The organism is Xanthomonas campestris pv. phormiicola, assembly GCA_025666215.1.
In the GTDB taxonomy this organism is placed as follows: Bacteria; Pseudomonadota; Gammaproteobacteria; order Xanthomonadales; family Xanthomonadaceae; genus Xanthomonas_A; species Xanthomonas_A campestris_A.
In genome coordinates, this window is sequence record CP102593.1 from 2,388,174 (window position 1) to 2,413,592 (window position 25,419).

At 68.6% G+C, this 25,419-nt stretch carries 22 protein-coding genes; 9 read left to right on the forward strand and 13 right to left on the reverse strand.

Annotated elements, in window-relative coordinates:
• Positions 1–101 precede the first annotated feature (101 nt).
• Positions 102–1,514: a class II fumarate hydratase gene (locus NRY95_10015; GenBank protein UYC18256.1), complete on the forward strand. Its 1,413-nt coding sequence runs from the start codon at positions 102–104 to the stop codon at positions 1,512–1,514.
• A 457-nt stretch (positions 1,515–1,971) separates the two neighbouring features.
• Here NRY95_10015 and NRY95_10020 read toward each other — a convergent pair whose 3' ends face one another.
• From NRY95_10020 to NRY95_10050, 7 genes are all read right to left on the reverse strand, one after another.
• A complete protein-coding gene (locus NRY95_10020) occupies positions 1,972–2,409 on the reverse strand; it encodes a hypothetical protein (GenBank protein ID UYC18257.1) in 438 nt (145 codons plus the stop codon).
• Between the two features lie 53 nt (positions 2,410–2,462).
• The gene (locus NRY95_10025; protein UYC18258.1) at positions 2,463–3,026 is read right to left on the reverse strand and encodes a YggN family protein; all 564 of its coding nucleotides are present in this window, start codon (positions 3,024–3,026) and stop codon (positions 2,463–2,465) included.
• A gap of 40 nt (positions 3,027–3,066) precedes the next feature.
• Positions 3,067–3,894 (reverse strand): DUF2807 domain-containing protein, encoded by an 828-nt coding sequence (locus NRY95_10030; GenBank protein ID UYC18259.1) that lies wholly within the window; start codon positions 3,892–3,894, stop codon positions 3,067–3,069.
• A 61-nt stretch (positions 3,895–3,955) separates the two neighbouring features.
• Entirely contained in the window at positions 3,956–4,936 is a 981-nt protein-coding gene (locus NRY95_10035; GenBank protein UYC18260.1) for an ABC transporter permease, read from the reverse strand.
• Positions 4,933–5,814 carry an ABC transporter ATP-binding protein gene (locus NRY95_10040; GenBank protein ID UYC18261.1) on the reverse strand — a complete coding sequence of 294 codons (882 nt, stop codon included), beginning with the start codon at positions 5,812–5,814 and terminating at the stop codon, positions 4,933–4,935. Before NRY95_10040 ends, NRY95_10035 begins: the two co-directional genes overlap by 4 nt.
• Positions 5,811–6,173: a GntR family transcriptional regulator gene (locus NRY95_10045; protein ID UYC18262.1), complete on the reverse strand. Its 363-nt coding sequence runs from the start codon at positions 6,171–6,173 to the stop codon at positions 5,811–5,813. The genes NRY95_10040 and NRY95_10045 overlap by 4 nt, the downstream gene beginning before the upstream one ends.
• Before the next feature lie 2 nt (positions 6,174–6,175).
• A complete protein-coding gene (locus tag NRY95_10050) occupies positions 6,176–6,412 on the reverse strand; it encodes a hypothetical protein (protein ID UYC18263.1) in 237 nt (78 codons plus the stop codon).
• A gap of 130 nt (positions 6,413–6,542) precedes the next feature.
• Between NRY95_10050 and NRY95_10055 the strand changes: the two genes are divergently transcribed.
• The 7 genes from NRY95_10055 (at position 6,543) to NRY95_10085 (ending at position 13,542) form a co-directional block, all read left to right on the forward strand.
• Positions 6,543–7,109, forward strand: coding sequence for a glutathione peroxidase (locus tag NRY95_10055; protein ID UYC18264.1), 567 nt, complete (start codon positions 6,543–6,545; stop codon positions 7,107–7,109).
• An 87-nt stretch (positions 7,110–7,196) separates the two neighbouring features.
• Positions 7,197–8,144 (forward strand): FKBP-type peptidyl-prolyl cis-trans isomerase, encoded by a 948-nt coding sequence (locus NRY95_10060; GenBank protein UYC18265.1) that lies wholly within the window; start codon positions 7,197–7,199, stop codon positions 8,142–8,144.
• Between the two features lie 15 nt (positions 8,145–8,159).
• On the forward strand, positions 8,160–9,503 hold the full coding sequence (locus NRY95_10065; GenBank protein UYC18266.1) for a UDP-glucose/GDP-mannose dehydrogenase family protein: 1,344 nt from the start codon (positions 8,160–8,162) through the stop codon (positions 9,501–9,503).
• Positions 9,496–9,729 carry a SlyX family protein gene (locus tag NRY95_10070; protein UYC18267.1) on the forward strand — a complete coding sequence of 78 codons (234 nt, stop codon included), beginning with the start codon at positions 9,496–9,498 and terminating at the stop codon, positions 9,727–9,729. The genes NRY95_10065 and NRY95_10070 overlap by 8 nt, the downstream gene beginning before the upstream one ends.
• Positions 9,730–9,750: 21 nt before the next feature.
• The gene (locus tag NRY95_10075) at positions 9,751–10,515 is read left to right on the forward strand and encodes a DUF2058 family protein (protein UYC18268.1); all 765 of its coding nucleotides are present in this window, start codon (positions 9,751–9,753) and stop codon (positions 10,513–10,515) included.
• A 2-nt stretch (positions 10,516–10,517) separates the two neighbouring features.
• On the forward strand, positions 10,518–12,680 hold the full coding sequence (locus NRY95_10080; protein UYC18269.1) for an acyltransferase: 2,163 nt from the start codon (positions 10,518–10,520) through the stop codon (positions 12,678–12,680).
• Positions 12,681–12,711: 31 nt separating this feature from the next.
• Positions 12,712–13,542 carry a transporter gene (locus NRY95_10085; protein ID UYC18270.1) on the forward strand — a complete coding sequence of 277 codons (831 nt, stop codon included), beginning with the start codon at positions 12,712–12,714 and terminating at the stop codon, positions 13,540–13,542.
• 187 nt (positions 13,543–13,729) lie between these two features.
• On the opposite strand, the gene metH is transcribed toward NRY95_10085, so the two are convergent.
• The 3 genes from metH to NRY95_10100 all read right to left on the reverse strand — a co-directional run bounded on the left by metH (position 13,730) and on the right by NRY95_10100 (position 18,737).
• Positions 13,730–16,486 (reverse strand): methionine synthase, encoded by a 2,757-nt coding sequence (gene metH, locus NRY95_10090; protein ID UYC18271.1) that lies wholly within the window; start codon positions 16,484–16,486, stop codon positions 13,730–13,732.
• Positions 16,487–16,605: 119 nt separating this feature from the next.
• Entirely contained in the window at positions 16,606–17,745 is a 1,140-nt protein-coding gene (locus NRY95_10095; protein UYC18272.1) for a homocysteine S-methyltransferase family protein, read from the reverse strand.
• On the reverse strand, positions 17,742–18,737 hold the full coding sequence (locus NRY95_10100) for a metalloregulator ArsR/SmtB family transcription factor (GenBank protein ID UYC18273.1): 996 nt from the start codon (positions 18,735–18,737) through the stop codon (positions 17,742–17,744). The genes NRY95_10095 and NRY95_10100 overlap by 4 nt, the downstream gene beginning before the upstream one ends.
• 125 nt (positions 18,738–18,862) lie before the next feature.
• Between NRY95_10100 and NRY95_10105 the strand changes: the two genes are divergently transcribed.
• Entirely contained in the window at positions 18,863–20,011 is a 1,149-nt protein-coding gene (locus tag NRY95_10105) for an acyl-CoA dehydrogenase family protein (GenBank protein ID UYC18274.1), read from the forward strand.
• A 170-nt stretch (positions 20,012–20,181) separates the two neighbouring features.
• Here NRY95_10105 and NRY95_10110 read toward each other — a convergent pair whose 3' ends face one another.
• The 3 genes from NRY95_10110 to NRY95_10120 are packed head-to-tail and all read right to left on the reverse strand — an operon-like array spanning position 20,182 to position 25,301.
• Positions 20,182–23,355, reverse strand: a complete 3,174-nt coding sequence (locus NRY95_10110; GenBank protein ID UYC18275.1) for a multidrug efflux RND transporter permease subunit — start codon at positions 23,353–23,355, stop codon at positions 20,182–20,184.
• 12 nt (positions 23,356–23,367) lie between these two features.
• Positions 23,368–24,645 (reverse strand): efflux RND transporter periplasmic adaptor subunit, encoded by a 1,278-nt coding sequence (locus NRY95_10115; GenBank protein UYC18276.1) that lies wholly within the window; start codon positions 24,643–24,645, stop codon positions 23,368–23,370.
• Entirely contained in the window at positions 24,642–25,301 is a 660-nt protein-coding gene (locus NRY95_10120) for a TetR/AcrR family transcriptional regulator (protein ID UYC18277.1), read from the reverse strand. Before NRY95_10120 ends, NRY95_10115 begins: the two co-directional genes overlap by 4 nt.
• Positions 25,302–25,419: the final 118 nt, after the last annotated feature.

A 25,419-nucleotide genomic window follows, 5' to 3' on the forward strand; every position in this document is an offset into this window, starting at 1 on the left:
AATGGCTGCGCCAGCCGCAGCTCCGCCAGCCTGCCTTCCCGGACCTCCCACGCGACAGCGCCGGGTGGATTCCTCTTTTATGCAGATGCGGAGATTGCGCAATGAGCGACAAATTCAGGGTCGAGCACGACAGCATGGGCGAATTGCAGGTGCCGGCCGAGGCGCTGTGGGGTGCCCAGACCCAGCGTGCGGTGCAGAACTTCCCGGTGTCCGGGCAGCCGATGCCGCGCGGCTTCATCCGCGCGCTGGGCCTGATCAAGGCCGCGGCGGCCGGCGTCAACGCCGACCTGGACCTGCTGCCCAAGGCCGTGGCCAAGGCGGTGCAGGCGGCGGCGCTGGATGTCGCCGGCGGCGCCCACGATGCGCACTTCCCGATCGACATCTACCAGACCGGCTCGGGCACCTCGTCCAACATGAATGCCAACGAGGTCATCGCCACGCTGGCCACGCGCGCGGCCAAGCCGGGCGTGCCGGCGGTGCATCCGAACGACCACGTCAACCTCGGCCAGAGTTCCAACGACGTGGTCCCGACCGCGATCCGCGTCTCCGCGCAGCTGGCCACGCAGGAACAGCTGCTGCCGGCGCTCAAGCACCTGCGCAAGGTCATCGACAAGCGCGCCAGGCAACTGGACAAGGTGGTCAAGACCGGGCGCACGCACCTGATGGATGCGATGCCGCTGACCTTCGGCCAGGAGTTCGGCGCGTGGTCGGCGCAGCTGTCCTCGGCGCAGGAGCGGCTGCAGGACAGTCTCAAGCGGCTGCGCCGGCTGCCGCTGGGCGGCACCGCGATCGGCACCGGGATCAACGCCGATCCGCGCTTCGGCGGCAAGGTCGCCAAGGCGCTGTCCGCGCTGACCGGCAGCAAGTTCGACAGCGCCGACAACAAGTTCGAGGGCCTGGCCGCGCAGGACGATGCGGTGGAACTGTCCGGCCAGCTCAATGCGCTGGCGGTGGCGCTGATCAAGCTCGCCAACGACCTGCGCTGGATGAACGCCGGTCCGCTGGCCGGCCTCGGCGAGATCGAATTGCCGGCGCTGCAGCCGGGCAGCTCGATCATGCCGGGCAAGGTCAATCCGGTGATTCCGGAGGCCACGGTGATGGTCTGCGCGCAGGTCATCGGCCACCACACCGCGATCACCGTGGCCGGGCAGACCGGCAACTTCCAGTTGAACGTGGCGCTGCCGCTGATCGCGGCCAACCTGCTGGATTCGATCAACCTGCTGGCCAACGTGTCGCGGCTGCTGGCCGATTCGGCGATCGCCGGGCTGAAGGTGCGCGAGGACCGGGTCCGCGAGACCCTGGACCGCAATCCGATCCTGGTCACCGCGCTCAATCCGATCATCGGCTACGAGAAGGCGGCGGCGATCGCCAAGCGCGCCTACAAGGAGAATCGTCCGGTGCTGGAGATCGCACTGGAGGACAGCGGCCTGGGCGAGGCCGAACTGCGCAAGCTGCTGGACCCGGCGGCCCTGACCAAGGGCGGCATCCACGCCGGTGGGGGCAGCGGCGGCTGAGGTTGGGCGCATGGGGCGGCGGGTGCCGTGCCACGCGGCTGGTGTGCTGTGCTTGGGAGCGAGCCTGGGGAGCCGGGATGCCGCTGCGGGCTTGCGAAGCTATCCGTGAAGGATGAGGCAGAAGAGGTTCTGGGTGGATAGGCCATCAGTGCCGACAGCATTCCAAAGCCTGCAACTTCATGGCGTCGCTCGTCGCGACTGAAGTCGCTCCCACAAGGGAGCGACGCGAGTGCCGGCTAGATGCGCCGTAGGAGGGCTTCAGCCCCGACGGTATCCGAAGCCGGAACCCTCGCCGCTGCGCCCGTCGCGGTTGAAACCGCTCCTGCAGTGGTTGTCCGTCGTAGTTGGAGGGACCTGCTGAAGGAAGAGCTTCAGCCCCGGCAGGGTCTGGCGTTACAGACCCATCGCCATGCCGCAGTCGCGACCGATGTCGCTTCTGCCGCATGCGCCAGCGGCCTCAGCGCCGCTCCGCCTGCAGGTTGCCGAAGCTTTCCTGGTACGGCTGCAGCGACGGGATGTCGTGCAGCACCGCGCTCTGCAGGGCGCTGATCTCGGGCGTGGTCGCAAAGGCCACCGAGCGCATGTTCGGGTCCGGCGCCGCGGTTTCCAGGGTGCGCTGGCGCTGCATCTGCAAGTGCATGAACAATTGTTGCAGCTGGGTGCGCTGCGCCTGCGGCAGCGGCAGTTCGATGTCGTCGATGCGCAGGCTGCCGTCGGGGCCGATCGAGGCGTTGGCGGCTGGGGCGCGGCGCAGCATCACGGTCATGCTGTCCACCGATACGCGCGGCTTGCCGCGTTCGGCACGCGAGGACGAGGCTGCACCGTCGCGCGCGCCGCACGCCGCCAGCAGCAGGCACAGCGTCATCAGGGAGAACCAAACGGCGAGCTTCTTCATCGATCGATCGGGGCAGCGGAGGACCCGGCCATTTTAGGCCGGGTCCGGCGCAATTACTTGACCGATTTGTCGCAGTCGCCGATGTCGCTGGCGTTGAGGCTGGCATAGGGACGGAACGCCGGCAGCTGCTGCGCCAGCGTGTCCTGCGCCTGGCGCAACGTCGCCACCTGCGCGCAGATCTTCAACGCTTCCTGCTTGAGCTTCTCGGCCTGCGCTTGGATGTTCTCGCCGACGTGGTCGGTGTTGCCGCTGATGACCCCGGCCAGCGCATCGCCGGCCGCCTTCACCCCGAGCGCGGCGCCTTGCTTGCCGACCTCCAGGCCCTGCGTGCCGATCGCGCCGAGCTGCGCGCGGTAGGCCACCAGCAGGGCGTGCTGCTCGGCGCTGGCCGCAACCTGCTTGCCGTCGATCAGCAGGTCGCCGGCTCGGGTGATGGTCGCCGGCGGCTGCCCGGAGACCTTCAGGGTGATGTCGCCGTTGTCGAAGCTCAGGCTGTGCTTGCCGCCGCTGTCCGCGCTGCCGGTCTTGTCGGCCTGCGGGGTGGAGGGCTGGCAGGCGGCCAGGGCCAACAGCGCAGTCAGGGCGACGCCGGCCAGCGCCAGGGAACGATGCTGCATGGGTGTGTCCTCGGTCGAAGCGAGAAGGGAAGGCGGCGGCTCAGCGCGGTTTGGGCACGTTGACGCTGCCGTGCACGCCGCTGTGGTGGATGTCGCCGCTGCCGACCTTCTCCACGGTGAGGTTGCCGCCGACGCCGCTGACCTCCAGGTCGCCGGAGCCGATCGATTGCAGCGCCACGCTGCCGGTCACGTCGCGCAGCTGCGCATCGCCGGAGCCGATGCTGCCGATCTGCACCGCGCCGCGCACGCCGTGCACGGTCAGGTCGCCGGAGCCGACGGTGCCGATCTTGACGTCGCCGCCGACCTGGCTGGCCTTGACGTCGCCCGACCCCAGCTTGGGCAGGCTGAGGCTGCCGATGTCGCGCAGGTCGATGTCGCCCGATCCCACCGTGGCGCTGACCGCGCCGCGCACGCCGTGCGCGTGCAGGTCGCCGGAGCCGACCGTGGCGTCGAGCGAGGCCACGCCGCCGATGTCGGCATCGCCGGAGCCCAGCCTCAACTGCACGGGCAGGGAATTGGGCACGCTGCCGGCGAGGTCGAGATAGGCGTAGCGGGTGCCCGAGCTGATGCCGTGGATCTTGCCGTCGTGCTGCAGGGTCACGATCAGCGTGTCGCCTTCGCGGCGCTGGCGCACGGTCAGCTCCTTCAGCATGTCTGCATCGGAGGCGCAGGCGCGGCCGCGCAGTTCGAACGCGGCGCCGCTGCTGGCGCCGGTCAGCTTGAGGTTGTTCTGCTGCGCGTCGAAGATCACATTCTTGACGCCGGCCAGATCCAGTTTCAGGTTGCGCGGCTCGGAATGCCTGCATTCGTCGGCCAGGGCCAGGGTCGGGACCAGCAGCAGCGCGGACAGCAGCAAGGTCTTGCGCATCATCGTGAACTCCTTATGCAATGAGGGAAGCGGAAAAGGGGCGGCGGGATGGCGGTGCGGATCAGGCTTCGTCGCGCCAGCGGCGCAGGTAGATCGCCGCGACGATGAAGGCCACGCCGACCGCCGCGCCGATCCAGATGTCGGCGCTCTGGAAGATGCGCCAGGCATCGCTGAGATGGATCGCGTTGGCCAGGTCCTGGGAGCTGTCGATCTGCATCGGCGGCGCGCTCTCGCTGAGCACCGGCAGCCAGGTGCCGGGCAGCACGCTCAGCAGGCCGCGGTAGACCACCGTGTACCAGATCGCGTTGTGGTTCACGTGCAGCATCGGCAGGATGCCCATCATGCTCGCCATCACGCAGCCCAGGACCGGGATCAGCACCGCCCACAGGAACGGCTTGGTGCGCGCCCAGGCCGAGCAGAACATCAGCCAGCCGATGGTCGGCAGCGACCACATCACGTAGATCGGCAGGTTGGCCAGTACCCCGCCGATGATGCGCAGCGGATGCGAATGGGTGAACACCGCGCCGCTCTGCTGCACGCCGTTGACCGACAGGGTCAGTGCGGTGACCACCCACAGCGCGATGCCGATCAGCAGGCCGATGCCGATCGCCACGATCGGCGCCAGCAGCAGCGCCCAGGCCGCCTTGGACAGCACCGTGCTCAGGTCCGACAGCGGCAGCGACTTCCAGAACAGCACGCTGCGGTCGCGGCGGTCGTCGTACAGCGAACCCAGCGCGTAGAAGAACACCACGAACCCCAGCACGATGCAGGCCAGGACCACGCCGGCCAGCATGGTGCCGTCGCCCACGGCGCCGATGATCTCGTTGACCTTCTGCGGGCCGCCGTCCCAGTTGATGCTGTTGGTATCGTTGCCGCGGCCGGCCACGGTGCCGATCAGCGCCAGCAGCGCGTACAGCACGGTGATCACGCTGCCGGCGATGACCGGCGCCCACAGGAAACCGCCGCGGTTTTCCCAGTATTCGCGCTTCAGCAGCCACTTGAAGGTGGTCAGGGCAGAGATGGACTTGGCGGGTGCGTTCATGCGTAGGTCCCCTTCATGATGGCGACGAACAGGTCGGCCAGGCCGGGAGTGCGGGTTTCGCCGAGTGCGGCCAGCTGCGCCTGCGGCACGCCGTCGTACAGGAACACGGTCTTGCCGAACGGCAGGCCGCGCTCGTCGATCGGCTGCAGCGCGCGCGCCGCGTCGATGCGCTCGGCCGGCACCAGCAGTTCGGTGTAGCGCGTGGCCATGTGCTCCATGTCGGCGCTGAGCACGATGCGGCCGTCGCGGATGAACAGCACGTCGGTGAGGATGTGCTCGATCTCCTCGACCTGGTGGGTGGTGATGATGATGGTCTTCTGTTCGTCGAAGTAGTCCTCCAGCAGGCGCTGGTAGAACTCCTTGCGGTACAGGATGTCCAGGCCCAGGGTCGGTTCGTCCAGCACCAGCAGGCGCGCGTCGATGGCCATCACCAGGGCCAGGTGCAGCTGCACGATCATGCCCTTGGACATCTCGCGCACGCGCAGCTTGGGGGTGAGCTTGGTATTGGCCAGGAAGCGCTCGCACTTGGCGCGGTCGAAGCGCGGATGCACCCCGGCGACGAAGTCGATCGCCTCGCGCACCCGCATCCAGCGCGGCAGCACCGCCACGTCGGCGATGAAGCACACGTCGTTCATCAGGTCGTCGCGCTGCCTGCGCGGGTCCATGCCCAGCACGCGCAGTTCGCCCTCCACCGCGGTCAGGCCGAGCACCGCTTTCAGCGCGGTGGTCTTGCCGGCGCCGTTGGGGCCGATCAGGCCGACGATGCGGCCCGGCGCGATCGCGAAGGAGGCATCGGCCAGCGCCGGCTTGTGGTTGTAGGTCTTGCGCAGCGAGCGCGCGGAGACGACGGATTCGGATGCGGCGACAGCGGCAGTCATGGTGTTTTCCCCGGTGGCAACAAGTCTTCCAATGTCAGGCCCAGGCGCTGGATCCGTTCCAGCACCAGAGGCCACTCTTCGTTGAGAAAGCGGTCGCGTTCGCTGCCGCGCAGCTTCTTGGCCGCTTCCTCGGTCATGAACATGCCCAGCCCGCGGCGCTTCTCGACCAGGGCCTCGTCGGCCAGTTCCTGGTAGGCGCGCGAGACGGTGATCGGGTTGAGCTGGTATTCGGCGGCGACCTGGCGCACCGAGGGCAGCGCGTCGCCGGGCTTGATGATCCCGTCCAGCATCATCGCGATCACGCGATCCTTCAGCTGGCGGTAGATCGGAGCGCCATCGCTCCAGTGGATATCGCTCATGGTCAGCTCCGTGGGCGCAGGGTGTGCGCGAAGGAGAAATAGGGCATCGACAGCGATGCACGCATCCGCCGCACCGGCGCGGGCGCGGCGGGAGGGGCGTGGCTGTCTTCCTGCGGCTCGCTGGCGCCATAATCGGGCAACCGTCCCTGGCTGCCTTGGGCGCCGACCCAGCTCACCGAGAACAGGGCGCCGACGATGACCATGGCCGGAAGGCTGCGCTGCATGCGTTGGAGGTTCATCGTTTGCCCTGCTCTGGGTGAGTGGTGTTGTATTTAACTATAACACCGTCACACGTCATGTCAACATAGTGACCGACCCAACTCATGGCCTAGTGCCTGCGCGTTTCTTTACTCCTCTTACGGTGCCCCGATGAAACTATCCAAGCGTTTGTTTTTCCTCGCGATCCTTGTCGCCGCCGGCACCGTCGGCAGTGCCTGGGCCGCCTCGTTGCTGGACCTGGACTACCGTCCGCTGGCCGGCAAGGACAAGGTGAATCTGAACAAGACCTACGGCGGCAAGGTGCTGCTGGTGGTCAACACCGCCAGCAAGTGCGGCTTCACCCCGCAGTACGACGGCCTGGAGCAGTTGCAGCAGCGTTACGCCGCGCAGGGCTTCAGCGTGCTCGGTTTCCCGTCCAACGACTTCAAGGGGCAGGAGCCCGGATCGGAGAAGCAGATCCAGGAATTCTGCACGCTGACCTACGGGGTCAAGTTCCCGATGTTCGAGAAGGTGCATGTACTCGGCGCCGAGGCGACGCCGCTGTACAAGCAGCTGACCCAGGCCACCGGCGTGGCGCCGGGCTGGAACTTCCACAAGTATCTGATCGCGCGCGACGGACGCGTGGTCGCGCAGTTCCCCAGCAAGATCGCGCCGGACGATCCGTCCTTGCGTACGGCCATCGAACGCGAACTGAAAGCGCAGCCGGGATCACATTGAATCCGGGTCGATATCGTTGCCGCGCATGCGACAATGCGGCCTCTGCGCCATGGCGGCGCCTCTAATTCACTTCCAGGAAAGTAGCGAATGAAGATGGGAATGCGCGGCGCCGTGGCGTCGCTGTTGATGGGGATGGCGGTGGTGGCGGGCAGCGCGTCCGCGCAGGCGCCGGCGACGGCCAAGCCGGCGGCGCTGGGCAGCGAGAAGCAGAAGGTCAGCTACGCGATCGGCATGGACGTGGCGCGTTCGTTCGAGCCGATCGCCCAGGACATCGACCTGGACGCCATGCAGCGCGCGATCGAGAACGCGTTCAAGGGCGGCAAGCCGTTGCTGTCCGATGCGCAGGCGCAGGCCACCGACACCGCATTGCGCACGCAGATGGCCGCGCGCAGCGGCCAGCCGGTCCCGGGCATGGCGCCGGGCAGCCAGCCGCCGCCGGTGTCCAAGCAGAACGTGGGCCTGATGCTCGGCGATCGTGCGGTCGGCCCGTCGCTGGCGCGGATCCAGAACGAGATCGATCTGGCCACCTTGATGGGCGCGGTACGCACCGTGTTCGCCAAGGGCGACACCGCGATGACCCAGGAGCAGGCGGCCGCCACGCTGCAGGCCTACAGCGCCTCCAAGCAGGCTGCCGCGTCGACCGAGAACCGCGAGAAGGGCAACGCCTTCCTGGCGCAGAACAAGACCCAGAAGGGCGTGGTCACCACGCCGTCGGGCCTGCAGTACATGGTGCTGCGCCAGGGCAGCGGCGAACGGCCGATGCCGACCAGCAAAGTGCGGGTGAACTACGAAGGCAAGCTGCTCGATGGCGAGGTGTTCGACAGCTCGTACAAGACCGGGCAGCCGGCCGAGTTCTCGCTCACCCAGGTGGTGCCGGGCTGGAGCGAGGGCGTGGCGTTGATGCCGGTCGGCTCCAAGTACCGTTTCTGGATTCCGTCGAACCTGGGCTACGGCCCGCAGGGCACCCCGGGCGGCCCGATCGGCCCGGATTCCATGCTCACCTTCGACGTGGAACTGTTGGGCATCCTTCAATAACCGAAAGGAGATTACATGCGCGTAGCGATATTCGGCACCGGCTATGTCGGGCTCGTCACCGGAACCTGTCTGGCCGAGGTAGGCCATCACGTGGTATGCGTGGACATCGACCAAGCCAAAGTGGATGGGCTCAACAAGGGCGTGGTCCCGATCTACGAGCCTGGCCTCTCGCCGATGGTCAAGGCCAATCACGCCGCACGGAGGCTGTTCTTCACCACCGATGCGGCCAGCGCCATCGCGCATGGAGATATCGTGTTCATCGCCGTCGGCACGCCGCCGGACGAGGACGGTAGCGCCGATCTGCAGTACGTGCTGGCGGTGGCCCGTACCATCGGCCAGCACATCCAGGGACCGACCGTGGTGGTCAACAAGTCGACGGTGCCGGTCGGGACCGCCGACAAGGTGCGCGCGGCGATCGCCGCCGAGCTGGACAAGCGCAGCGAGACGATCGAGTTCGACGTGGTGTCCAATCCGGAATTCCTGAAGGAAGGCGACGCGGTCGCCGACTGCATGCGTCCTGACCGCATCGTGATCGGCAGCAGCAAGCCGGGCACCGCCGCGCGCCTGCGCCGCCTGTACGCGCCGTTCAACCGCAACCACGACCGCATCGTGGAGATGGACGTGCGTTCGGCCGAGCTGACCAAGTACGCGGCCAACGCGATGCTGGCGACCAAGATCAGTTTCATGAACGAGATCGCCAACATCGCCGAGCGGGTCGGCGCCGACGTGGAGAAGGTGCGCCAGGGCATCGGCTCGGATCCGCGCATCGGCTGGCACTTCATCTATCCGGGCGCCGGTTACGGCGGCTCGTGTTTCCCCAAGGACGTGCAGGCGCTGGCGCGCACCGCGCAGCAGTACGGCCATCAGGCCAAGCTGCTGGATGCGGTGGAAGCGGTCAACGAGGCGCAGAAGGGCCATCTGTACGAGCTGGTCCAGCGCCATTACGGCGGCGCCAGCGTAGCCGGCAAGACCTTCGCGGTGTGGGGCCTGGCGTTCAAGCCCAATACCGACGACATGCGCGCCGCGTCCAGCCGCCGCCTGCTGGCGCAGCTGTGGGAGGCCGGGGCGACGGTGCGTGCCTACGATCCGGAGGCGACCGAGGAAGCCAAGCGCATCTTCGGCGAACGCGACGACCTGAGCTTCTGCGAGGACGCCTTCGCTGCGCTGGAAGGCGCCGATGCGCTGGTCGTGGTCACCGAATGGAAGCAGTTCCGCAGCCCGGATTTCACCCGGATGAAGGAACTGCTCGGCGACGCGGTGGTGTTCGACGGCCGCAATCTCTACGATCCGCAGGAAATCGAGACCTTCGGCCTCGCTTACTATGGCATCGGCCGCGGGCGTTCGATCAGTGATGCATGACTTCTCCACCCAGGATCGATTGCTGGAGAACCGGTTGATCGAGCTGGAGACGCGCCTGTCCTTCCAGGAACAGGCGCTGTCGGAGGTGAGCGATGCGTTGGCCGAGGCACGTGCCGAAAGCCAACGCAACGCCACGCTGCTGCGCCACCTGCTCGAGGACCTGGGCAAGGTGCGCAGCACGCTCTATGCCGATGCCGCCGACGAACCGCCCCCTCCGCATTATTGATACCGATCCGATCCTGCCACGATGAGCGATACCCTCCGCGACCAGCTGCTGGGCCTGGGCTTCAAGCCCGTGCCGAAACCCGAACGCCCAGAGCGCAATGCCACGCCCACGCAGCCAGCGCGGGGCCGGCCCGGCCAGCCTCCGGGGCATGGCCACAAGCCGGCGGGCGCGCGTGGCGAACGCCCGCCCGCCACCGGCAAGCCCGGCGGCGGGCGCGCGCATGATGGCGCCGGCCGTGCGCGTGGCGCCGGCGCCGGTGCCGGCCGTCCGCACGCGGCAGGCGACGGCCGCGGCCGTCCGCAGGGCGCGCCTGGCCAGCCGCCGGCGCGGCCGCAGGCCGCACGGCCGCCGCGCACGCGCGAGGACATCGACCTGGCCAAGGCCTATGCGATCCGTGCGCAACGCGAGAAGGACGAGCGCATCGAGGCCGAACGGCTCAAGCAGGAACAGGCCCGGCTGCGCCGCGAGGCACGGGCCAGGCTCGACGAACTGCTCAAGGACCAGGCGCTGAATCACGCCGAGGCCGACATCGCCCGCCATTTCCCCTATGGCGGCAAGATCAAGCGCATCTACGTCACCGCCGAGCAGCTCAAGGCGCTCAATGCCGGCGAGCTGGGCGTGCTGCAGCAGAACGGCCGCTACCTGCTGGTGACGGCGGCGCTGCTGGATCAGGCCGAGGCGATCTTCCCGGCGTCGGTGGCGCTGCGGGTGGACCCGAACGCCACGGCCGACGAAGACCCCTACGCCGATCCGAAGTACCAGATCCCCGACGATCTGGTCTGGTAGGCATGGCGTTCCCAGGGACGGGAGGAGCGGGAATCCAGCGCCTGCGCACGGCGCCGCCCGCGCACGCGGCGGGCGGTTATCTGCCCTATATCGACGGGCTGCGCGCGCTCGCGGTGCTGGCGGTCATCGCCTATCACCTGGATCCGGCCTGGCTGCCGGGCGGCTTCACCGGCGTCGACGTGTTCTTCGTGATCTCCGGCTTCGTGGTCAGCGCTTCGCTGCAACGCTTGCCGACGGCCGGCAGCCGGGGCGTGTTCGCGCAGTTCTACGCGCGGCGCATGCGCCGCATCGCGCCGGCGCTGCTGGCCTGCCTGCTGGTCACCGCGCTGGCCAGCGGCCTGTTCATCCCGGACTCGTGGTTGAGCGAGACCAGCGCCAGGACCGGGCGCATGGCCTTCGTCGGCCTCAGCAACTGGGTGCTGGCCGCGACCGGCAACGATTATTTCTCGCCGAAGGCCGAGTTCAACCCATACACGCATACCTGGTCGCTGGGCGTGGAGGAGCAGTTCTACCTGCTGTTCCCGTTGCTGTTCCTGGCCTGGAACCGCGGCGGCCGCGGCCGCGCGTGGTCGACGCTGCTGGTGGCGCTGGCCTCGGTCGCATCGCTGGCCTACGCGTGCGTGCGCAGCCGCGCCGGTGGCGACGCCGGCGCTGCGTTCTACCTGACCACCGCGCGCTTCTGGCAACTGGGCAGCGGCGTGCTGCTGTATCAGGCGCTGGCGCTGAGCGGGCGGTTCGACGCCGGCGCTGCGCAAGTGCCGGCTGCGGCCTGGAGCTGGCGTTCGCCGCTGTTGGCGTTGGCGCTGGGGGCGGTCGGCTACGGGTTGTGGCGTGCGCGCCCCGGGTACTCGCCGTGGCCCGACGGCCTGTGGCCGGTACTGGGCACGCTGGGCCTGCTGGGATTGCTGCACGGCGCGCCGGCCGGCTGGATCAAGCGGGCGCTGTCGCAGCGCGCGGTGGTGGCGATCGGCCGCGTCTCCTATTCGCTGTACCTGTGGCATTGGCCGGTGTTCGTGCTGTTCCGCTGGACCGTGGGCCTGGAGTCGGCGCTGGCGAAAGCGTTGGCGCTGCTGCTGGTGGCGGGGCTGGCGCTGGCGTCGTACCGCTGGGTGGAGCTGCCATGGCGCAGCGGCCGCATCGGCAAGGCGCGCACGCCGGCGCGCACCATCGCCGCCGGGCTGGGCGTGATCGTGCTTGCCGCCGGCGTGCATGCGCTGCTGCTGGACACGCAGCGCTACTACTCGCTGAGCACGGTGAGCCGGCATCCGCTGGAGTGGTACGCGTATGCCAAGGGCATGCGCAAGGAGTTCCCGCATTGCACGCTGAAGACCGGGCGGGTGGACGTGCAGGTCGGCAGCGCCAAGCTGTTCGAGCGTGGCGATTGCGACCTGCGCGACCGCGGCCTGGAGACGCCGCGCACGCCGACCCAGTTGTTCGTCGCCGGCGATTCGCATGCGCTGGCCTACAACGAACTGCTGCGCCGCTTCGCGCTGCAGAGCGGCGTGGCGGTGCGCCTGTACGGCGTGGGGGGCTGCCCGATCGTCGGCCTGCAGGCCTGGCAGGCGACGCACGCCGGGTGCCAGGCCTACGAGCGCAGCACCCTGGCCGATGTCGCCGCGCATGCGCGCGACGGCGATGTGCTGTTCCTGCCCGCGCTGCGGCTGCTGCGCCTGGCCGAGCAGACCCAACTGTTCGACGAGGCGGCGGTGATGGCCGAGCAGGACAGCGCGCAGGCGCAGGCGGTGCGCGCCGCCGGCGAGGAGGCGGCGGTCGCGCTGCTGCAGCCGCTGGCGCAGCGCGGCGTGCGCGTCGTGTTCGAGGCGCCCAAGCCGTTGCTGCGCGCGCCGCCGTATCGCTGTTCCGACTGGTTCAACCGCGGCAACGCGATCTGCGCGCGCGGCACGCAGATCCAGCGCGACACCATGGAGCGCTATCGCGCGCCGGTGCTGCACAGCCTGCAGCGCATCGCCGCGCGGCTGCCGCATGCGTCGGTGTGGGATCCGTTGCCGCTGCTGTGCGAGCCGCAGCGTTGCGCCGGCATGCGCGACGGACACCCGCTGTTCTTCGATGCCGATCACCTCAGCGGCTACGGCAATCGGCTGCTGTTGCCGGGCTTCACGGCGCACGTCAAGGCGCTGCAGGCAGAATCGGGCACGGCGCCTTGAGCGGCGGCGCTCGCTCTTGCGGAGGCGGATCATGACCACAGCCAGTTCCGTTGCGTCGTTGCGCGTGCAGGTCCGCATCCGCGGCGCATGTGCAACGCATCGTGCCGCGGCGTTCCTGCATTGCGCGCTGGTGCTCGGCGCTCTGGGCGCCGCGCGCGTCGCCCAGGCCGACGACGCGCCGGCGTTCGACCGCCCCGGCATCGGCTTCGCGTCGCAGACCCTGCCGGCCGGCGGCGTCGCCTGGGAGCAGGCGCTGTCGGACGTGAGCTACGACCGCAGCGGCGGCGTGCGCAGCACCGAATACGTGGCCGACAGCCGCCTGCGGATCGGCCTGAGCGCGCAGGCGGAACTGCAATTGGCCATCGACAGCCAGGTCTGGCAGCGCGTGCGCGGCACCGGCGAGGATTTCCGCGGGCATGGCGGCGGCGATGCCGGCGTCGGCCTGAAATGGGCGCTGCCGAGCAACCGCGACGCGTTTTCCTGGGCCGTGCTCGGCACCGCCGCGGTGCCGGTGGGGCGCGCGCCGTACGGCGACGACGGGCACCGCTACGATCTCGGCGTCAGCGCCGGCTGGGACCTGGAGGGCGGGCGCAACGTCGCGCTGTACGCCAACCTCAGCGACAGCGACGACGGCCACGGCTGGACCGTGTCGCCGAGCTATACGTTCTACGCGCGGGGCGACCTCAGCGCCTATGCCGAAGCCGGCATCGGCGGCGGCGAGGACGAGATGCGCGCGCTCGGCACCGGGCTGACCTGGTTGATCGCCCAGCGCGTGCAACTGGACCTGTCGGTGCTGCGCGGCTTGTCCGCGCCGACGTCGGATTGGCAGGGCGGCCTCGGCGTGTCGGTGCTGCTGCGCTGAGCGCTGTGAGACCCTCTCCCGTCGGGAGAGGGGTGGGGTGAGGGTCCGGCGCGAAAGCGTCTCGCGGAGTTTGGGTACACGAGGCTGCGTCCGTACCCTCATCCGCCCCTGCGGGGCACCTTCTCCCGGTGGGAGAAGGGAACAGCCGTGCGTAGGTCCCGGAGGGAGATGAACGTTGCTACGCCCCTCACTCCGGATCGTAGTCCAGGTTCGAGGCCAGCCAGCGCTCGGCCTGCAGCAGCGGTACGCCCTTGCGTCGCGCGTAGTCGGCGACCTGTTCCTTGGTCAGCCGCCCGACCACGAAGTACTGGCTCTGCGGATGGCTGAAGTAGTAGCCTGACACCGCCGCGGTCGGCAGCATCGCGAAGCTTTCGGTCAACGCCATGCCGGCATTGCGTTCGGCGTCGAGCAGCGCGAACAGGGTCTTCTTCTCGCTGTGCTCGGGGCAGGCCGGATAGCCGGGGGCAGGGCGGATGCCGCGGTACTTCTCGGCGATCAGCGCCTCGTTGTCCAGCGCCTCGTCGGCGGCATAGCCCCAGAATTCGCGGCGCACGCGCTGGTGCAGGCGCTCGGCCAAGGCCTCGGCCAGGCGATCGGCCAGCGCCTTGAGCAGGATCGCGTTGTAGTCGTCGTGCGTGGCTTCGAAGCGCGCCACATGCGGCTCGATGCCGATGCCGGCGGTGACCGCGAACGCGCCGATCCAGTCCTGCTTGCCGCTGTCCTTGGGCGCGATGAAATCGGCCAGGCAGAAATCGGGCCGTTCGACCGGCTTGTCGACTTGTTGGCGCAGGAAGTGCAGGAGGTGCCGGGACTCGGAAGCGCCTGTCTTGAGCGCCGAAACCGCTGCGGATGCTTCTGTCGAGTCCCCAGTCCCGAGTCCCGAGTCCCGCGCCAGCAGCACCTCCACATCATCCCCGAGCGCATTCGCCGGCCACAGCCCGAATACCGCCTTGGCGGTCAGCCACTTCTCGGCGACGATGCGCTTGAGCATCGCGCGCGCGTCGCGGTACAGCTCGCTGGCCTGGCTGCCGACCACCGCGTCGCTGAGGATCGCCGGGAACTTGCCGGCCAGTTCCCAGGCCTGGAAGAACGGGGTCCAGTCGATCAGGTCGATCAGTTCGGGCAGCGGATAGTCGTCGAACACGTGCAGGCCCGGCTGCTTCGGCACCGGCGGCGTGTAGGCGTCCCAGCCGCCGTCGAAGCGCTGCGCGCGCGCCTTTTCCAGCGACACCAGGCGCTTGGCGTCGCCGCGGTTCCTGTGACGCTGGCGGATCTCGGCGTAGTCGGCGTCGTTGGCGGCGACGAATGCGGCGCGCAGGTCCTTGGAGATCAGCGACTGGGCCACGCCGACCGCGCGCGAGGCGTCCTTGACCCACACCGTCGGTGCGCCGTAGTGCGGGTCGATCTTCAGCGCGGTGTGCGCACGCGAGGTGGTGGCGCCGCCGATCAGCAGCGGCATCGAGAAGCCCTGCCGCTGCATCTCGCGGGCGACGTGGCTCATCTCCTCCAGCGACGGGGTGATCAGCCCGGACAGGCCGATGATGTCGGCGTTCTCGGCGCGCGCGCGGTCGAGGATGGTCTGGGTCGGCACCATCACCCCCAGGTCGATCACGTCGAAGTTGTTGCAGGCCAGGACCACGCCGACGATGTTCTTGCCGATGTCGTGCACGTCGCCCTTGACCGTGGCCATGATGATCTTGCCGTTGGACTTGCCGGTGTCGCCGGTGCGCAGCTTTTCCGCCTCGATGTACGGCAGCAGGTAGGCCACCGCCTTCTTCATCACCCGCGCCGACTTGACCACCTGCGGCAGGAACATCTTGCCGGCGCCGAACAGGTCGCCGACCACGTTCATGCCGTCCATCAGCGGGCCTTCGATCACGTCCAGCGGGCGCGTGGACAGCTGCCGCGCTTCTTCGGTGTCCAGTTCCACGTAGGCGTCCACGCCGTGCACCAGCGCGTGCGCCAGCCGCGCGCGTACCGGCTTGTCGCGCCAGGCCAGGTCTTCGACGCTGCTCTGGCCCTTCTTGCCCTTGTAGCGCTCGGCGATCTCCAGCAGGCGCTCGGTGCCGTCGCGGCGGCGGTTGAGGATCACGTCCTCCACGCGCTCGCGCAGGTCCGGATCCAGGTCGTCGTAGATCGGCATGCCGCCAGCGTTGACGATGCCCATGTCCATGCCCGCGGCGATGGCGTGGTACAGGAACACCGAGTGGATCGCCTGGCGCACGGTCTCGTTGCCGCGGAACGAGAACGACACGTTGGACACGCCGCCGGACACGTGGCAATGCGGCAGGGTCTGCTTGATGATGCGGGTGGCCTCGATGAAGTCCACCGCGTAGTTGTCGTGTTCCTCGATGCCGGTGGCCACGGCGAAGATGTTGGGGTCGAAGATGATGTCTTCCGGCGGGAAGCCGACCTGCTCGGTCAGGATCCGGTAGGCGCGGCTGCAGATCTCGACCTTGCGCGCGCAGGTGTCGGCCTGGCCCTGCTCGTCGAACGCCATCACCACCGCGGCGGCGCCGTAGCGCAGCACCTTGCGCGCGTGCTCGACGAACACCGCCTCGCCTTCCTTCAGCGAGATCGAGTTGACCACGCTCTTGCCCTGCAGGCACTTCAGCCCGGCCTCGATCACGCTCCACTTGGAGGAATCGACCATGATCGGGATGCGCGCGATGTCCGGCTCGGACATGATCAGGTTGAGAAAGCGGGTCATCGCCTTCTCCGAATCGATCAGGCCCTCGTCCATGTTGACGTCGAGGATCTGCGCGCCGCTGGCGACCTGCTGGCGCGCCACCTCCACCGCCTCCTCGTAGCGTTCTTCCTTGACCAGCTTGCGGAACTGCGCGCTGCCGGTGACGTTGGTGCGTTCGCCGACGTTGACGAACAGCAGGTCCGGGGTCAGCAGCAGCGGCTCCAGGCCGGACAGGCGGGTAATGCGGACGGACATGGGCTCAGCCTTTCGGGATCGTTGCCGTGGCCGCGTGCGCGCGACCGACGGGCGCAGCGCACGGCGGACGGCGCGCGTGCACTGCGAATGCGTGAAGCGGCAGCGGATGCGCGCGCATCTCAGGCCGCCTGTGCCTGCGCCGCCAGCGGCGTGCGCGGACGCAGCCCGCGCACCGCCTCGGCGATCGCCTGGATATGCGCCGGGGTGGTGCCGCAGCAGCCGCCGACCAGGTTCAGCAGGCCGGATTCGGCGAACTCCTTCAGCGTCGCCGCCATTTCCTCCGGGGTCTCGTCGTACTCGCCGAAGGCGTTGGGCAGGCCGGCGTTGGGATGCGCGCTGACGTAGCCGTCGGCGATCCGCGCCAGCGTCTCCACGTGCGGGCGCAGGTCGCTGGCGCCGAGCGCGCAGTTCAATCCCACCGACAGCGGCCGGCCGTGCGCGACAGAGGCGTAGAACGCTTCGGCGGTCTGCCCGGACAGGGTGCGCCCGGAGGCATCGGTGATGGTGCCGGAGATCATCACCGGCAGGCGTCCGCCGCGCGCGTCGAACACTTCCTCGATCGCGTACAGCGCCGCCTTGGCGTTGAGCGTGTCGAAGATGGTCTCCACCATCAGCGTGTCGGCGCCGCCGTCGATCAGGCCCTCGACCGCTTCGCGGTAGGTGCCGCGCAGTTCGTCGAAGCTGGTGTTGCGGAAGCCGGGATCGTTGACGTCGGGGCTGATCGAGGCGGTGCGGCTGGTTGGGCCGAGCACGCCGATGACGAAGCGCGGCTTGTCCGGGGTGAGCGCCTCGACCGCGTCGCAGCAGTCGCGCGCGACCCGCGCGCCGGCCTTGTTGAGTTCGTAGACCAGGTGCTCCAGGTGGTAGTCGGCCTGGCTGATCGAGGTGGCGTTGAAGGTGTTGGTTTCCAGCAGGTCGGCGCCGGCGTCGAGGTAGGCGCGGTGGATGCCGGCGATCACTTCCGGCCGCGACAGCAGCAACAGGTCGTTGTTGCCCTTCAGATCGTGGCCCTGCGGCGCATGGTCGCAGCCGGGGCCGTGCACGTGCGCGCCGTCGTAGCCGGCGGCGAAACGCTCGCCGCGGTAGTCGGCTTCCTGCAGGTCGTGGCGCTGGATCATGGTGCCCATCGCGCCGTCGATGATCAGGATGCGTTCGGACAGCGCCTGCAGGAGTTTCTGCGTGCGCTGGGGGTGGAGCCAGGGCAGGCCCGGGACTCGGGACTCGGGACTCGGGACTCGGAGGGGGGGCGTAGGCGTCATCGCACGGCCTTCTTCGGATGGAGGGTTTGGCTGTTTCCGAGTCCCGAGTCCCGAGTCCCGAGTCCCGGCTTCATGGCAATCAACGACACCACCTCGAAATGCGGCGGCCGCTTCTCGCGGGTCACGGTTTCCAGGCTGGACACGTCCAGCCCGGCCTTGTCCACGAACTTGCGCAGCTCCTTGGAGGAGAAGCCCAGGTTGACGTGGCCGTAGGCCTGCACCGCGGCCTTGTGTTCGTGGCGGGCGAGGCTGCACAGCAGCAGGCGTCCGCCGCGGCGCAGCACCCGCGCCGATTCGGCCACCGCCTGCGCCGGCTTGGCCGCGTAGGTCAGCGCGTGCATCATCACCACCAGGTCGAAGCTGGCGTCGGCGAACGGCAGCGCGTGCATGTCGCCTTCGCGCACTTCCACGTTGCCGAGCCGGCGCAGGCGTTCGCTGGCTGCGGCCACCACCCGCGCGCTGGTGTCGATGCACACATAGCGGCGCGCATGCGGGGCCACCAGTTCGGCCAGCACGCCGTCGCCGGAGGCGATGTCGAGCACGTCGCCGGTTTCCAGCAGCGGCAACGCGGTGCGCGCCAGCGCTTCCCAGGTGCGCCCGGGCGAGTAGTGGCGTTCCATGTCGCCGGCCACCGAGTCGGCCCAGTTCTGGTCGGCGGCGCGGTTGGCCAGCACCGCGGCCACGCGCTCGGCGTCCTGGCGCAGCAGCGGATCGTCGCTGCCGGTGCTCAGCGCCAGCCACAGCGCACGCTGCGCCGGGTCCAGCTGCGCCTCGTCGAAGCGGTAGTAGGCCGACACGCCGGCGCGGCGGTCGCGCACCAGCCCGGCCTCCTTCAGCTTGGCCAGGTGGGTGGACACGCGCGGTTGCGCCAGCCGGGTGATCGCCGACAGCTCGGCCACGGTCAGTTCTTCCTGCTCCAGCAAGGCCAGCAGGCGCACGCGGGTCGCATCGGCGAACACCTTCAGCCGGGTCGACCAGTCCTCCAGATCCATAATATCTTCCTATCGCGATATAGAGATATTCTGGTCCCGCGGGCGCATCGGGTCAAGTCGTGCACACGCCTGCGTATGGTCTGGGTGGCTACAATGGCGCACCAGACAGCCCGGGAGGGTTCTACGTGGATTTCAGCTTTACTGAAGAGCAATTGATGATCCAGGACGTGGCGCGGCGCATCGCCCAGGAACGGATCGCGCCGAGCGCCGAGCATCACGACCGCACCGGCGAGTTCCCGCTGGAGAACATCCGCCTGCTCGGCGAGAACGGTTTGATGGGCATCGAGGTGCCGGAGGAATACGGCGGTGCCGGCATGGATCCGATCGCCTACGTGCTGGCGATGGTCGAGATCGCCGCCGGCGACGCCGCCCATTCCACCATCGTGTCGGTCAACAACTCGCTGTTCTGCGCCGGCATCCTGAAGAACGGCAACGAGGCGCAGAAGCACAAGTACGTGCGCGCGATCGCCGACGGCAGCCACATCGGCGCGTTCGCGCTGACCGAGCCGCAGTCCGGCTCCGACGCCACCGCGATGCGCTGCCGCGCCGTCCGCCAGGACGACGGCAGCTTCGTGATCAACGGCAAGAAGAGCTGGATCACCTCCGGCCCGGTCGCCAAGTACATCGTGCTGTACGCGCTGAGCGAGCCGGAGCAGGGCGCGCGCGGCATCACCGCGTTCGTCGTCGACACCGACAAGCCCGGCTTCCACCGCGGCAAGACCGAGCCCAAGCTCGGCATCCGCGCCTCGGCCACCTGCGAGATCGAGTTCCAGGACTACGTGGCGAGCCCGGACGAGATCCTGGGCGCACCGGGCGAGGGCTTCAAGATCGCGATGAGCGTGCTCGACGCCGGCCGCATCGGCATCGCCTCGCAGGCGATCGGCATCGCCCGCGCCGCCTACCAGGCCACCCTGGACTACGTGAAGGAGCGCAAGGCGTTCGGCTCGCCGATCGGCGCGTTCCAGATGACCCAGGCCAAGATCGCCGACATGAAGTGCAAGCTCGACGCGTCGCTGCTGCTGACGCTGCGCGCGGCATGGCTGAAGGGGCAGGGCAAGCGCTTCACCACCGAGGCCTCGGTGGCCAAGCTGACCGCGTCCGAGGCGGCGATGTGGATCACCCACCAGGCGGTGCAGATCCATGGCGGCATGGGCTACTCGAAGGAAATGCCGCTGGAGCGCTACTTCCGAGATGCGAAGATCACCGAGATCTACGAAGGCACCAGCGAGATCCAGCGGCTGGTGATCGCGCGCAACGAGACCGGATTGCGTTGAATTCGGGACTCGGGACCCGGGACCCGGGTCAGAAGGCTGAACTGCAACGAGCGTTCAAAAATGAAGCAACAAAAAAGCGGCCAGATCGGCCGCTTTTTTGCTTTCAGCCCTTAGGCTTTTCGAGTCCCGAGTCCCGAGTCCCGAGTCCCGAGTCCCGAGTCCCGAACACCTCACCTGTCCGGCTGATTCCGCGACTGCCCTTCCTGCTGCAGTGCCGCGTATTCCTTCGATGGCTCGTCCAGCTTGTCGCCGAGCATGCGCCGCACCACCACGAAGAACAGCGGGATGAACAGCACGCCGAACAGGGTGGCGAACACCATGCCGCCGATCACGCCGGTGCCGATCGAGTGGCGCGCGTTGGCGCCGGCGCCGGTGGAGATCGCCATCGGCAGCACGCCGAGGATGAACGCGAACGAGGTCATCAGGATCGGGCGGAAGCGCAAGTGCGCCGCCTCGGTGGCCGCCTCGCGCAGGGTCTTGCCCGCCGCGCGCTGCTCCACCGCGAACTCCACGATCAGGATCGCGTTCTTCGCCGCCAGGCCGATCACCGTGATCATGCCGATCTTGAAGTAGATGTCGTTCGGCAGGCCGCGCAGCAGCGAGAAGGTGATCGCGCCGAGCACGCCGATCGGCACCACCAGCAGTACCGAGACCGGGATCGACCAGCTCTCGTACAGCGCCGCCAGGCACAGGAACACCACCACGATCGACAGCACCAGCAGCAGCGTGGCGCTGTTGCCGGCGATGATCTCCTGGTAGGACATGCCGCTCCAGTCGAAGCCGAAGCCCGGCGGCAGGTCGTTGTTGACGATCTCCTCCATCGCGCTCATCGCCTGGCCGGAACTGCCGCCCGGGGCCGGGTTGCCGACCACGTTGACCGCCGAATAGCCGTTGTAGCGGCTCAGCGATGGCGAGCTGTAGATCCAGTTCGACTTCACCACCGTGCTCAGCGGGATCATCTGCGGCAGGCCGTCGCTGTCGGTGGCGCTGCTGCTGGGCACATAGAAGTTGCGCAGCGACTCCGGACCGGTGCGGAACGGCGCGTCGGCCTGCATGTTGACGCGCTTGATGCGGCCTTCGTAGAAGAAGTCGTTGACGTACACCGGCGCCAGCATCATCTGGATCGACTGGTAGATGTCGCTGACCGACAGGCCCATCGACTGCGCCTGCACGCGGTCCACGCTCAGCTGCAGCTGGGGCGCGTTCTCCAGGCCGTTGGGGCGTACCCCGGCCAGCGCGTCCTGGCGCGCGGCGGCCTTGCCCAGCAGGATGTTGCGCGCCTGGGTCAGCGCTTCCTCGCCGGCGCCGGTGCGGTCCTGCAGCCACATGTCGAAGCCGCCGAACTGGCCCAGCCCGTTCACCGTGGGCAGGTTGACCACGAAGATCTGCGCGCCCTTGATGCCGTAGAACATGCCGTTCAACTGCTGGATCAGGTCGGTGGCGGTGACGTCGCGGTCGGCCCACGGCTTGAGCCGGATGAAGCCCATGCCGACGTTCTCGCCGCGGCCCAGGAAGCTGAAGCCGGCCACCTGCAGCATGCCTTCCACGGCCTTCTGCTGCTGCAGCACGCCGCGCATCTGCGCGAACACCTCGTTGGTGCGGCCGACCGTGGCGCCCGGCGGCAACTGCACGATCGCCAGCGCGAAGCCCTGGTCTTCCTCGGGCAGGAAGCTGCCGGGCATGCGCGTGAACAGGAAGCCGCACAGCACCACCAGCAACGCGAACACCGCCATCCAGCGCGGCGCGCGGCGGATGGTGCCGCCGACCGCGCCGACGTAGCGGTGCGCCAGCTTGTCGTAGTACTTGTTGAAGGTGCGGTACACCCAGTTCGGGTTCTCGTTGTGGCTGGCCTTCAGGAACGCCGCGCACAGCGCCGGGGTGAAGCTCAGCGCCAGGAACGCCGAGAACGCCATCGCCATGGCGATGGTGATCGCGAACTGCTTGTAGATCGCGCCGGCCGCGCCGGGCTGCATCGCCGAGGGGATGAACACCGCCGCCAGCACCACGGTGATCGCCACCACCGCGCCGGTGATCTGGGTCATCGCCTTCTGCGTGGCCGCCTTCGGCGCCAGGTGCTCTTCGGACATGATGCGTTCGACGTTCTCGATCACCACGATCGCGTCGTCGACCACGATGCCGATCGCCAGCACCATCGCGAACAGGGTCAGCTGGTTGATGGTGAAGCCGATCACCCACATGCCCAGGAAGGTGCCCAGCAGCGCCACCGGGATCACCAGGGTGGGGATGATGGTGGCGCGGAAGTTCTGCAGGAACACCAGCATCACCAGGAACACCAGCACGATCGCCTCGGCCAGGGTCTTGACCACTTCCTCGATCGAGATCCGCACGAAGGTGGTGCTTTCGTACGGGGTGAACCAGCTCACGCCCTGCGGGAAGCTGGGCTGCAGTTCGTCCATCTTGGCCTTGACCGCCTCGGACACGCTCAGCGCGTTGGCGCCGGGCAGCAGCTGGATCGCGAACGCGCCGGTCGGCTTGCCGTTGTACTGGGTGTCGAAGCCGAAGCTGGTCGGGCCGAACGCGACCCGCGCCACGTCCTTCAGCCGCACCACGCTGCCGTTGCCGTCCGCGCGCAGGATGATGTTCTCGAACTGCTCGGGCGAGCTGAAGCGGCCTTCGGCGGTGACCGTGGCGGTGAACGACTGCCCGGACGGAGCCGGATCGGAGCCGATCGAGCCGGCCGCGAACTGCACGTTCTGCGCGCTGATCGCGTTGTACACCTGGCTCGGGGACAGGTGATAGCCCTGCAGCTTTTCCGGGTTCAGCCAGATGTCCATCGCGTATTCGGCGCCGAACTGCTGGGTGCTGCCGACGCCGGGCACGCGCGAGATCTGCTCCAGCACGCGCGAGCCGACGATGTCGTTGAGCGCGCTGCGGTCGATCGACGGGTTCTCCGAGCGCAGCGCGATCACGCTGAGGAAGCCGGCGTTGGCCTTGGCCACCACCACGCCCTGCGCGGTCACTTCCGAGGGCAGCCGCGGCGTCGCCAGCGACACCTTGTTCTGCACCTGCACCTGGGCGATGTCGGCATTGGTGCCGGTCTCGAAGGTCAGGGTGACGGTGGCGGTGCCGCTGGAGGAGGACGAGGAGCTGAAATACAGCAGGTGATCGATGCCGGTCAGCTGCTGCTCGATCACCTGGGTGACCGAGCGTTCGGTGGTGTCGGCGCTGGCGCCGGGGTAGGTCGCGGTGACGGTGACCTGCGGCGGCGCGATCGAGGGATAGGATTCGACGCCGAGGTTGAGGATGGCGATCACGCCGCTGAGCGAGATCAGGATCGCCACCACCCAGGCGAAGACCGGGTGTTCGATGAAGAACTTAGGCATGGCGGGGGTCCGTTACTGCTGCTCGGGCTTGGAATCGGCCGCGGCGGCCGGCGTGTCGCCGCTCGCTGCGCCCTGCGGTTGGCCGGCGGCCTTGTCCTGCGGCGCGGCGCCAGCGGGCGCCTGGCCCTGCGGCGCGGCGCCGCCCGGGGCCTGGCCCGGTGCGCCCGGGGTCCACGGGGTGGCCTTGGCCGGCGCGCCTTCCTTGGCCTTCTGCAGGCCGGAGACGATGACCTGGTCGCCGGCGGCCAGGCCCGAGCCGACGATCCACTTGCCTTCCTGCTGGCCGACCGTGACCACGTCCTTGCGCAGCACCTTGCCGTCCTTGCCGACCACCAGCGCATAGGCGCCCTTGGCGTCGCGCTGGATCGCTTCCTGCGGGATCAGGTAGGCGTTGTTGCGCTGGCCCAGGTTGGCGGCGAAGCTGACGAACGCGCCGGGCAGCAGCACCCGGTCCGGATTGGGCAGCAGGGCGCGCAGGGTCACCGAGCCGGTGCTCGGATCGACCGCGGTGTCGGAGAAGTCCAGCGTGCCGGGCTGGGCATAGACGCTGCCGTCGCCGAGCTTGACCTGCACGGTCGACTTGCCCGCGTCGTTCAGCGCCACGTTGCCCTGGGCCTGCGCCTGGCGCAGCTGCGCCAGTTCGTCCGAACTCATCGAGAAGTTCACGTACAGCGGGTCGAGCTGGTCGATCGTGGTCAGCAAGGTGACGTCGCTGCTGCCGACCAGCGCGCCTTCGGTGACCTGCTGCTTGCCGGCGCGGCCGGCGATCGGCGCGGTGACGGTGGCGTAGCCCAGATTGATGCGTGCGGTGTCCACCGCGGCGCGCGCCTGCTGCACCGAGGCGGCCGAGGTGCGTTCGGTGGCCTCGGCGGTGTCCAGGTCGGACTTGGACACGTAGGCCTGCGGCGCCAGGCTGCGCGCGCGGGTGGCGGCGACCTTGGCGTTGGCGTAGGTCGCCTCGGCCGCGGCCAGCTGGCCCTGCGCCGACGCCAGCGAGGCGCGCAGCGGCGCCGGGTCGATCTGGAACAGCGGCTGGCCTTCCTTCACGTCGGTGCCTTCGGTGTACAGGCGCTTTTCCAGCACCCCGGCCACGCGGGCGCGCACGTCGGCGCTGCGGTAGGCGGACAGGCGCCCGACCATGTCGCGCTGCAACGGCAGCGTCTGCGGCTTGGCTTCCAGCACGCCCACTTCCGGCGGCGGCATGGCCTGCTGTTCTTCTTGTTTCTTGCAGGACGCCAACACCACCACGACGGCGCAGGCCAGGGCGAGGGAACGCAACGGGGAGGTCATCGGGTGGTACTCCGGTCTGGTATCGAAAACGAAAGGGAAGGGGCAGGTGACGCGGCGAACGCGCGCAGGAAACCGTCGACGGCGAATTCGGCCCAGGCGCGCTGCGTGGCGGCGTCGCTGCGATGGGCGGTATGGAAGCGTTGGCGCTCGAAATCCATCCCGACGATCATGCTCAACAGCAGTTCGGCCATGCAGTGCGGATCGTCATGGCGCAGCTGGCCGGCGGCCACCGCCAGTTGCAGGCGTTCGCTCAGGCGCTGCATCAGCGCTTCGGCGCTGTCGCGGAACAGGCCGCGGACCTGTTCGGGGAAATGCCGCGCTTCGGCCGCGATCAGCTGGCAGCTCTGCAGCATGCTCGGATCGGACAGCTGCTCCAGGTGCTCGCGGGCGAAGCGCAGCAGGCTGCCGCGCAGTTCGCCCTGCGCCGGAGCCAGGTGCGTGGTGCTCAGTTCCATATGGTCCTGCACCACCCGCTGCAGCAGGTCCTGCTTGCTGCGGTAGCGGCTGTACAGGGTCTGCTTGGAGCAGCCGGCGCGCGCCGCCACCGCGTCCATGCTCAGGCGCATGCCGGCTTCGGCCAACAGTTCGCGCACAGCGGCGTACACGCGCTGATCGCGCGCCTGAGGCAGGCGGGACGGGGCAGGGGAGGCGGTCATTGAATGTGGACTATACCGTCCAGTTTAGAATTGGAACAGCCTTGACAGCGCCGCGCCGATCGCGACAGGCCAGGGCAACGGCGACGCTCCGCCGTGGGAAGTTATGCCGGCGTGACGG

Bases quoted from the DNA above. Each gene is read 5' to 3' on its own strand.
- NRY95_10015 (UYC18256.1), top strand. From the start codon at position 102: ATGAGCGACAAATTCAGGGTCGAGCACGACAGCATGGGCGAATTGCAG.
- NRY95_10020 (UYC18257.1), bottom strand. From the start codon at position 2,409: ATGAAGAAGCTCGCCGTTTGGTTCTCCCTGATGACGCTGTGCCTGCTG.
- NRY95_10025 (UYC18258.1), bottom strand. From the start codon at position 3,026: ATGCAGCATCGTTCCCTGGCGCTGGCCGGCGTCGCCCTGACTGCGCTG.
- NRY95_10030 (UYC18259.1), bottom strand. From the start codon at position 3,894: ATGCGCAAGACCTTGCTGCTGTCCGCGCTGCTGCTGGTCCCGACCCTG.
- NRY95_10035 (UYC18260.1), bottom strand. From the start codon at position 4,936: ATGAACGCACCCGCCAAGTCCATCTCTGCCCTGACCACCTTCAAGTGG.
- NRY95_10040 (UYC18261.1), bottom strand. From the start codon at position 5,814: ATGACTGCCGCTGTCGCCGCATCCGAATCCGTCGTCTCCGCGCGCTCG.
- NRY95_10045 (UYC18262.1), bottom strand. From the start codon at position 6,173: ATGAGCGATATCCACTGGAGCGATGGCGCTCCGATCTACCGCCAGCTG.
- NRY95_10050 (UYC18263.1), bottom strand. From the start codon at position 6,412: ATGAACCTCCAACGCATGCAGCGCAGCCTTCCGGCCATGGTCATCGTC.
- NRY95_10055 (UYC18264.1), top strand. From the start codon at position 6,543: ATGAAACTATCCAAGCGTTTGTTTTTCCTCGCGATCCTTGTCGCCGCC.
- NRY95_10060 (UYC18265.1), top strand. From the start codon at position 7,197: ATGAAGATGGGAATGCGCGGCGCCGTGGCGTCGCTGTTGATGGGGATG.
- NRY95_10065 (UYC18266.1), top strand. From the start codon at position 8,160: ATGCGCGTAGCGATATTCGGCACCGGCTATGTCGGGCTCGTCACCGGA.
- NRY95_10070 (UYC18267.1), top strand. From the start codon at position 9,496: ATGCATGACTTCTCCACCCAGGATCGATTGCTGGAGAACCGGTTGATC.
- NRY95_10075 (UYC18268.1), top strand. From the start codon at position 9,751: ATGAGCGATACCCTCCGCGACCAGCTGCTGGGCCTGGGCTTCAAGCCC.
- NRY95_10080 (UYC18269.1), top strand. From the start codon at position 10,518: ATGGCGTTCCCAGGGACGGGAGGAGCGGGAATCCAGCGCCTGCGCACG.
- NRY95_10085 (UYC18270.1), top strand. From the start codon at position 12,712: ATGACCACAGCCAGTTCCGTTGCGTCGTTGCGCGTGCAGGTCCGCATC.
- metH (UYC18271.1), bottom strand. From the start codon at position 16,486: ATGTCCGTCCGCATTACCCGCCTGTCCGGCCTGGAGCCGCTGCTGCTG.
- NRY95_10095 (UYC18272.1), bottom strand. From the start codon at position 17,745: ATGACGCCTACGCCCCCCCTCCGAGTCCCGAGTCCCGAGTCCCGAGTC.
- NRY95_10100 (UYC18273.1), bottom strand. From the start codon at position 18,737: ATGGATCTGGAGGACTGGTCGACCCGGCTGAAGGTGTTCGCCGATGCG.
- NRY95_10110 (UYC18275.1), bottom strand. From the start codon at position 23,355: ATGCCTAAGTTCTTCATCGAACACCCGGTCTTCGCCTGGGTGGTGGCG.
- NRY95_10115 (UYC18276.1), bottom strand. From the start codon at position 24,645: ATGACCTCCCCGTTGCGTTCCCTCGCCCTGGCCTGCGCCGTCGTGGTG.
- NRY95_10120 (UYC18277.1), bottom strand. From the start codon at position 25,301: ATGACCGCCTCCCCTGCCCCGTCCCGCCTGCCTCAGGCGCGCGATCAG.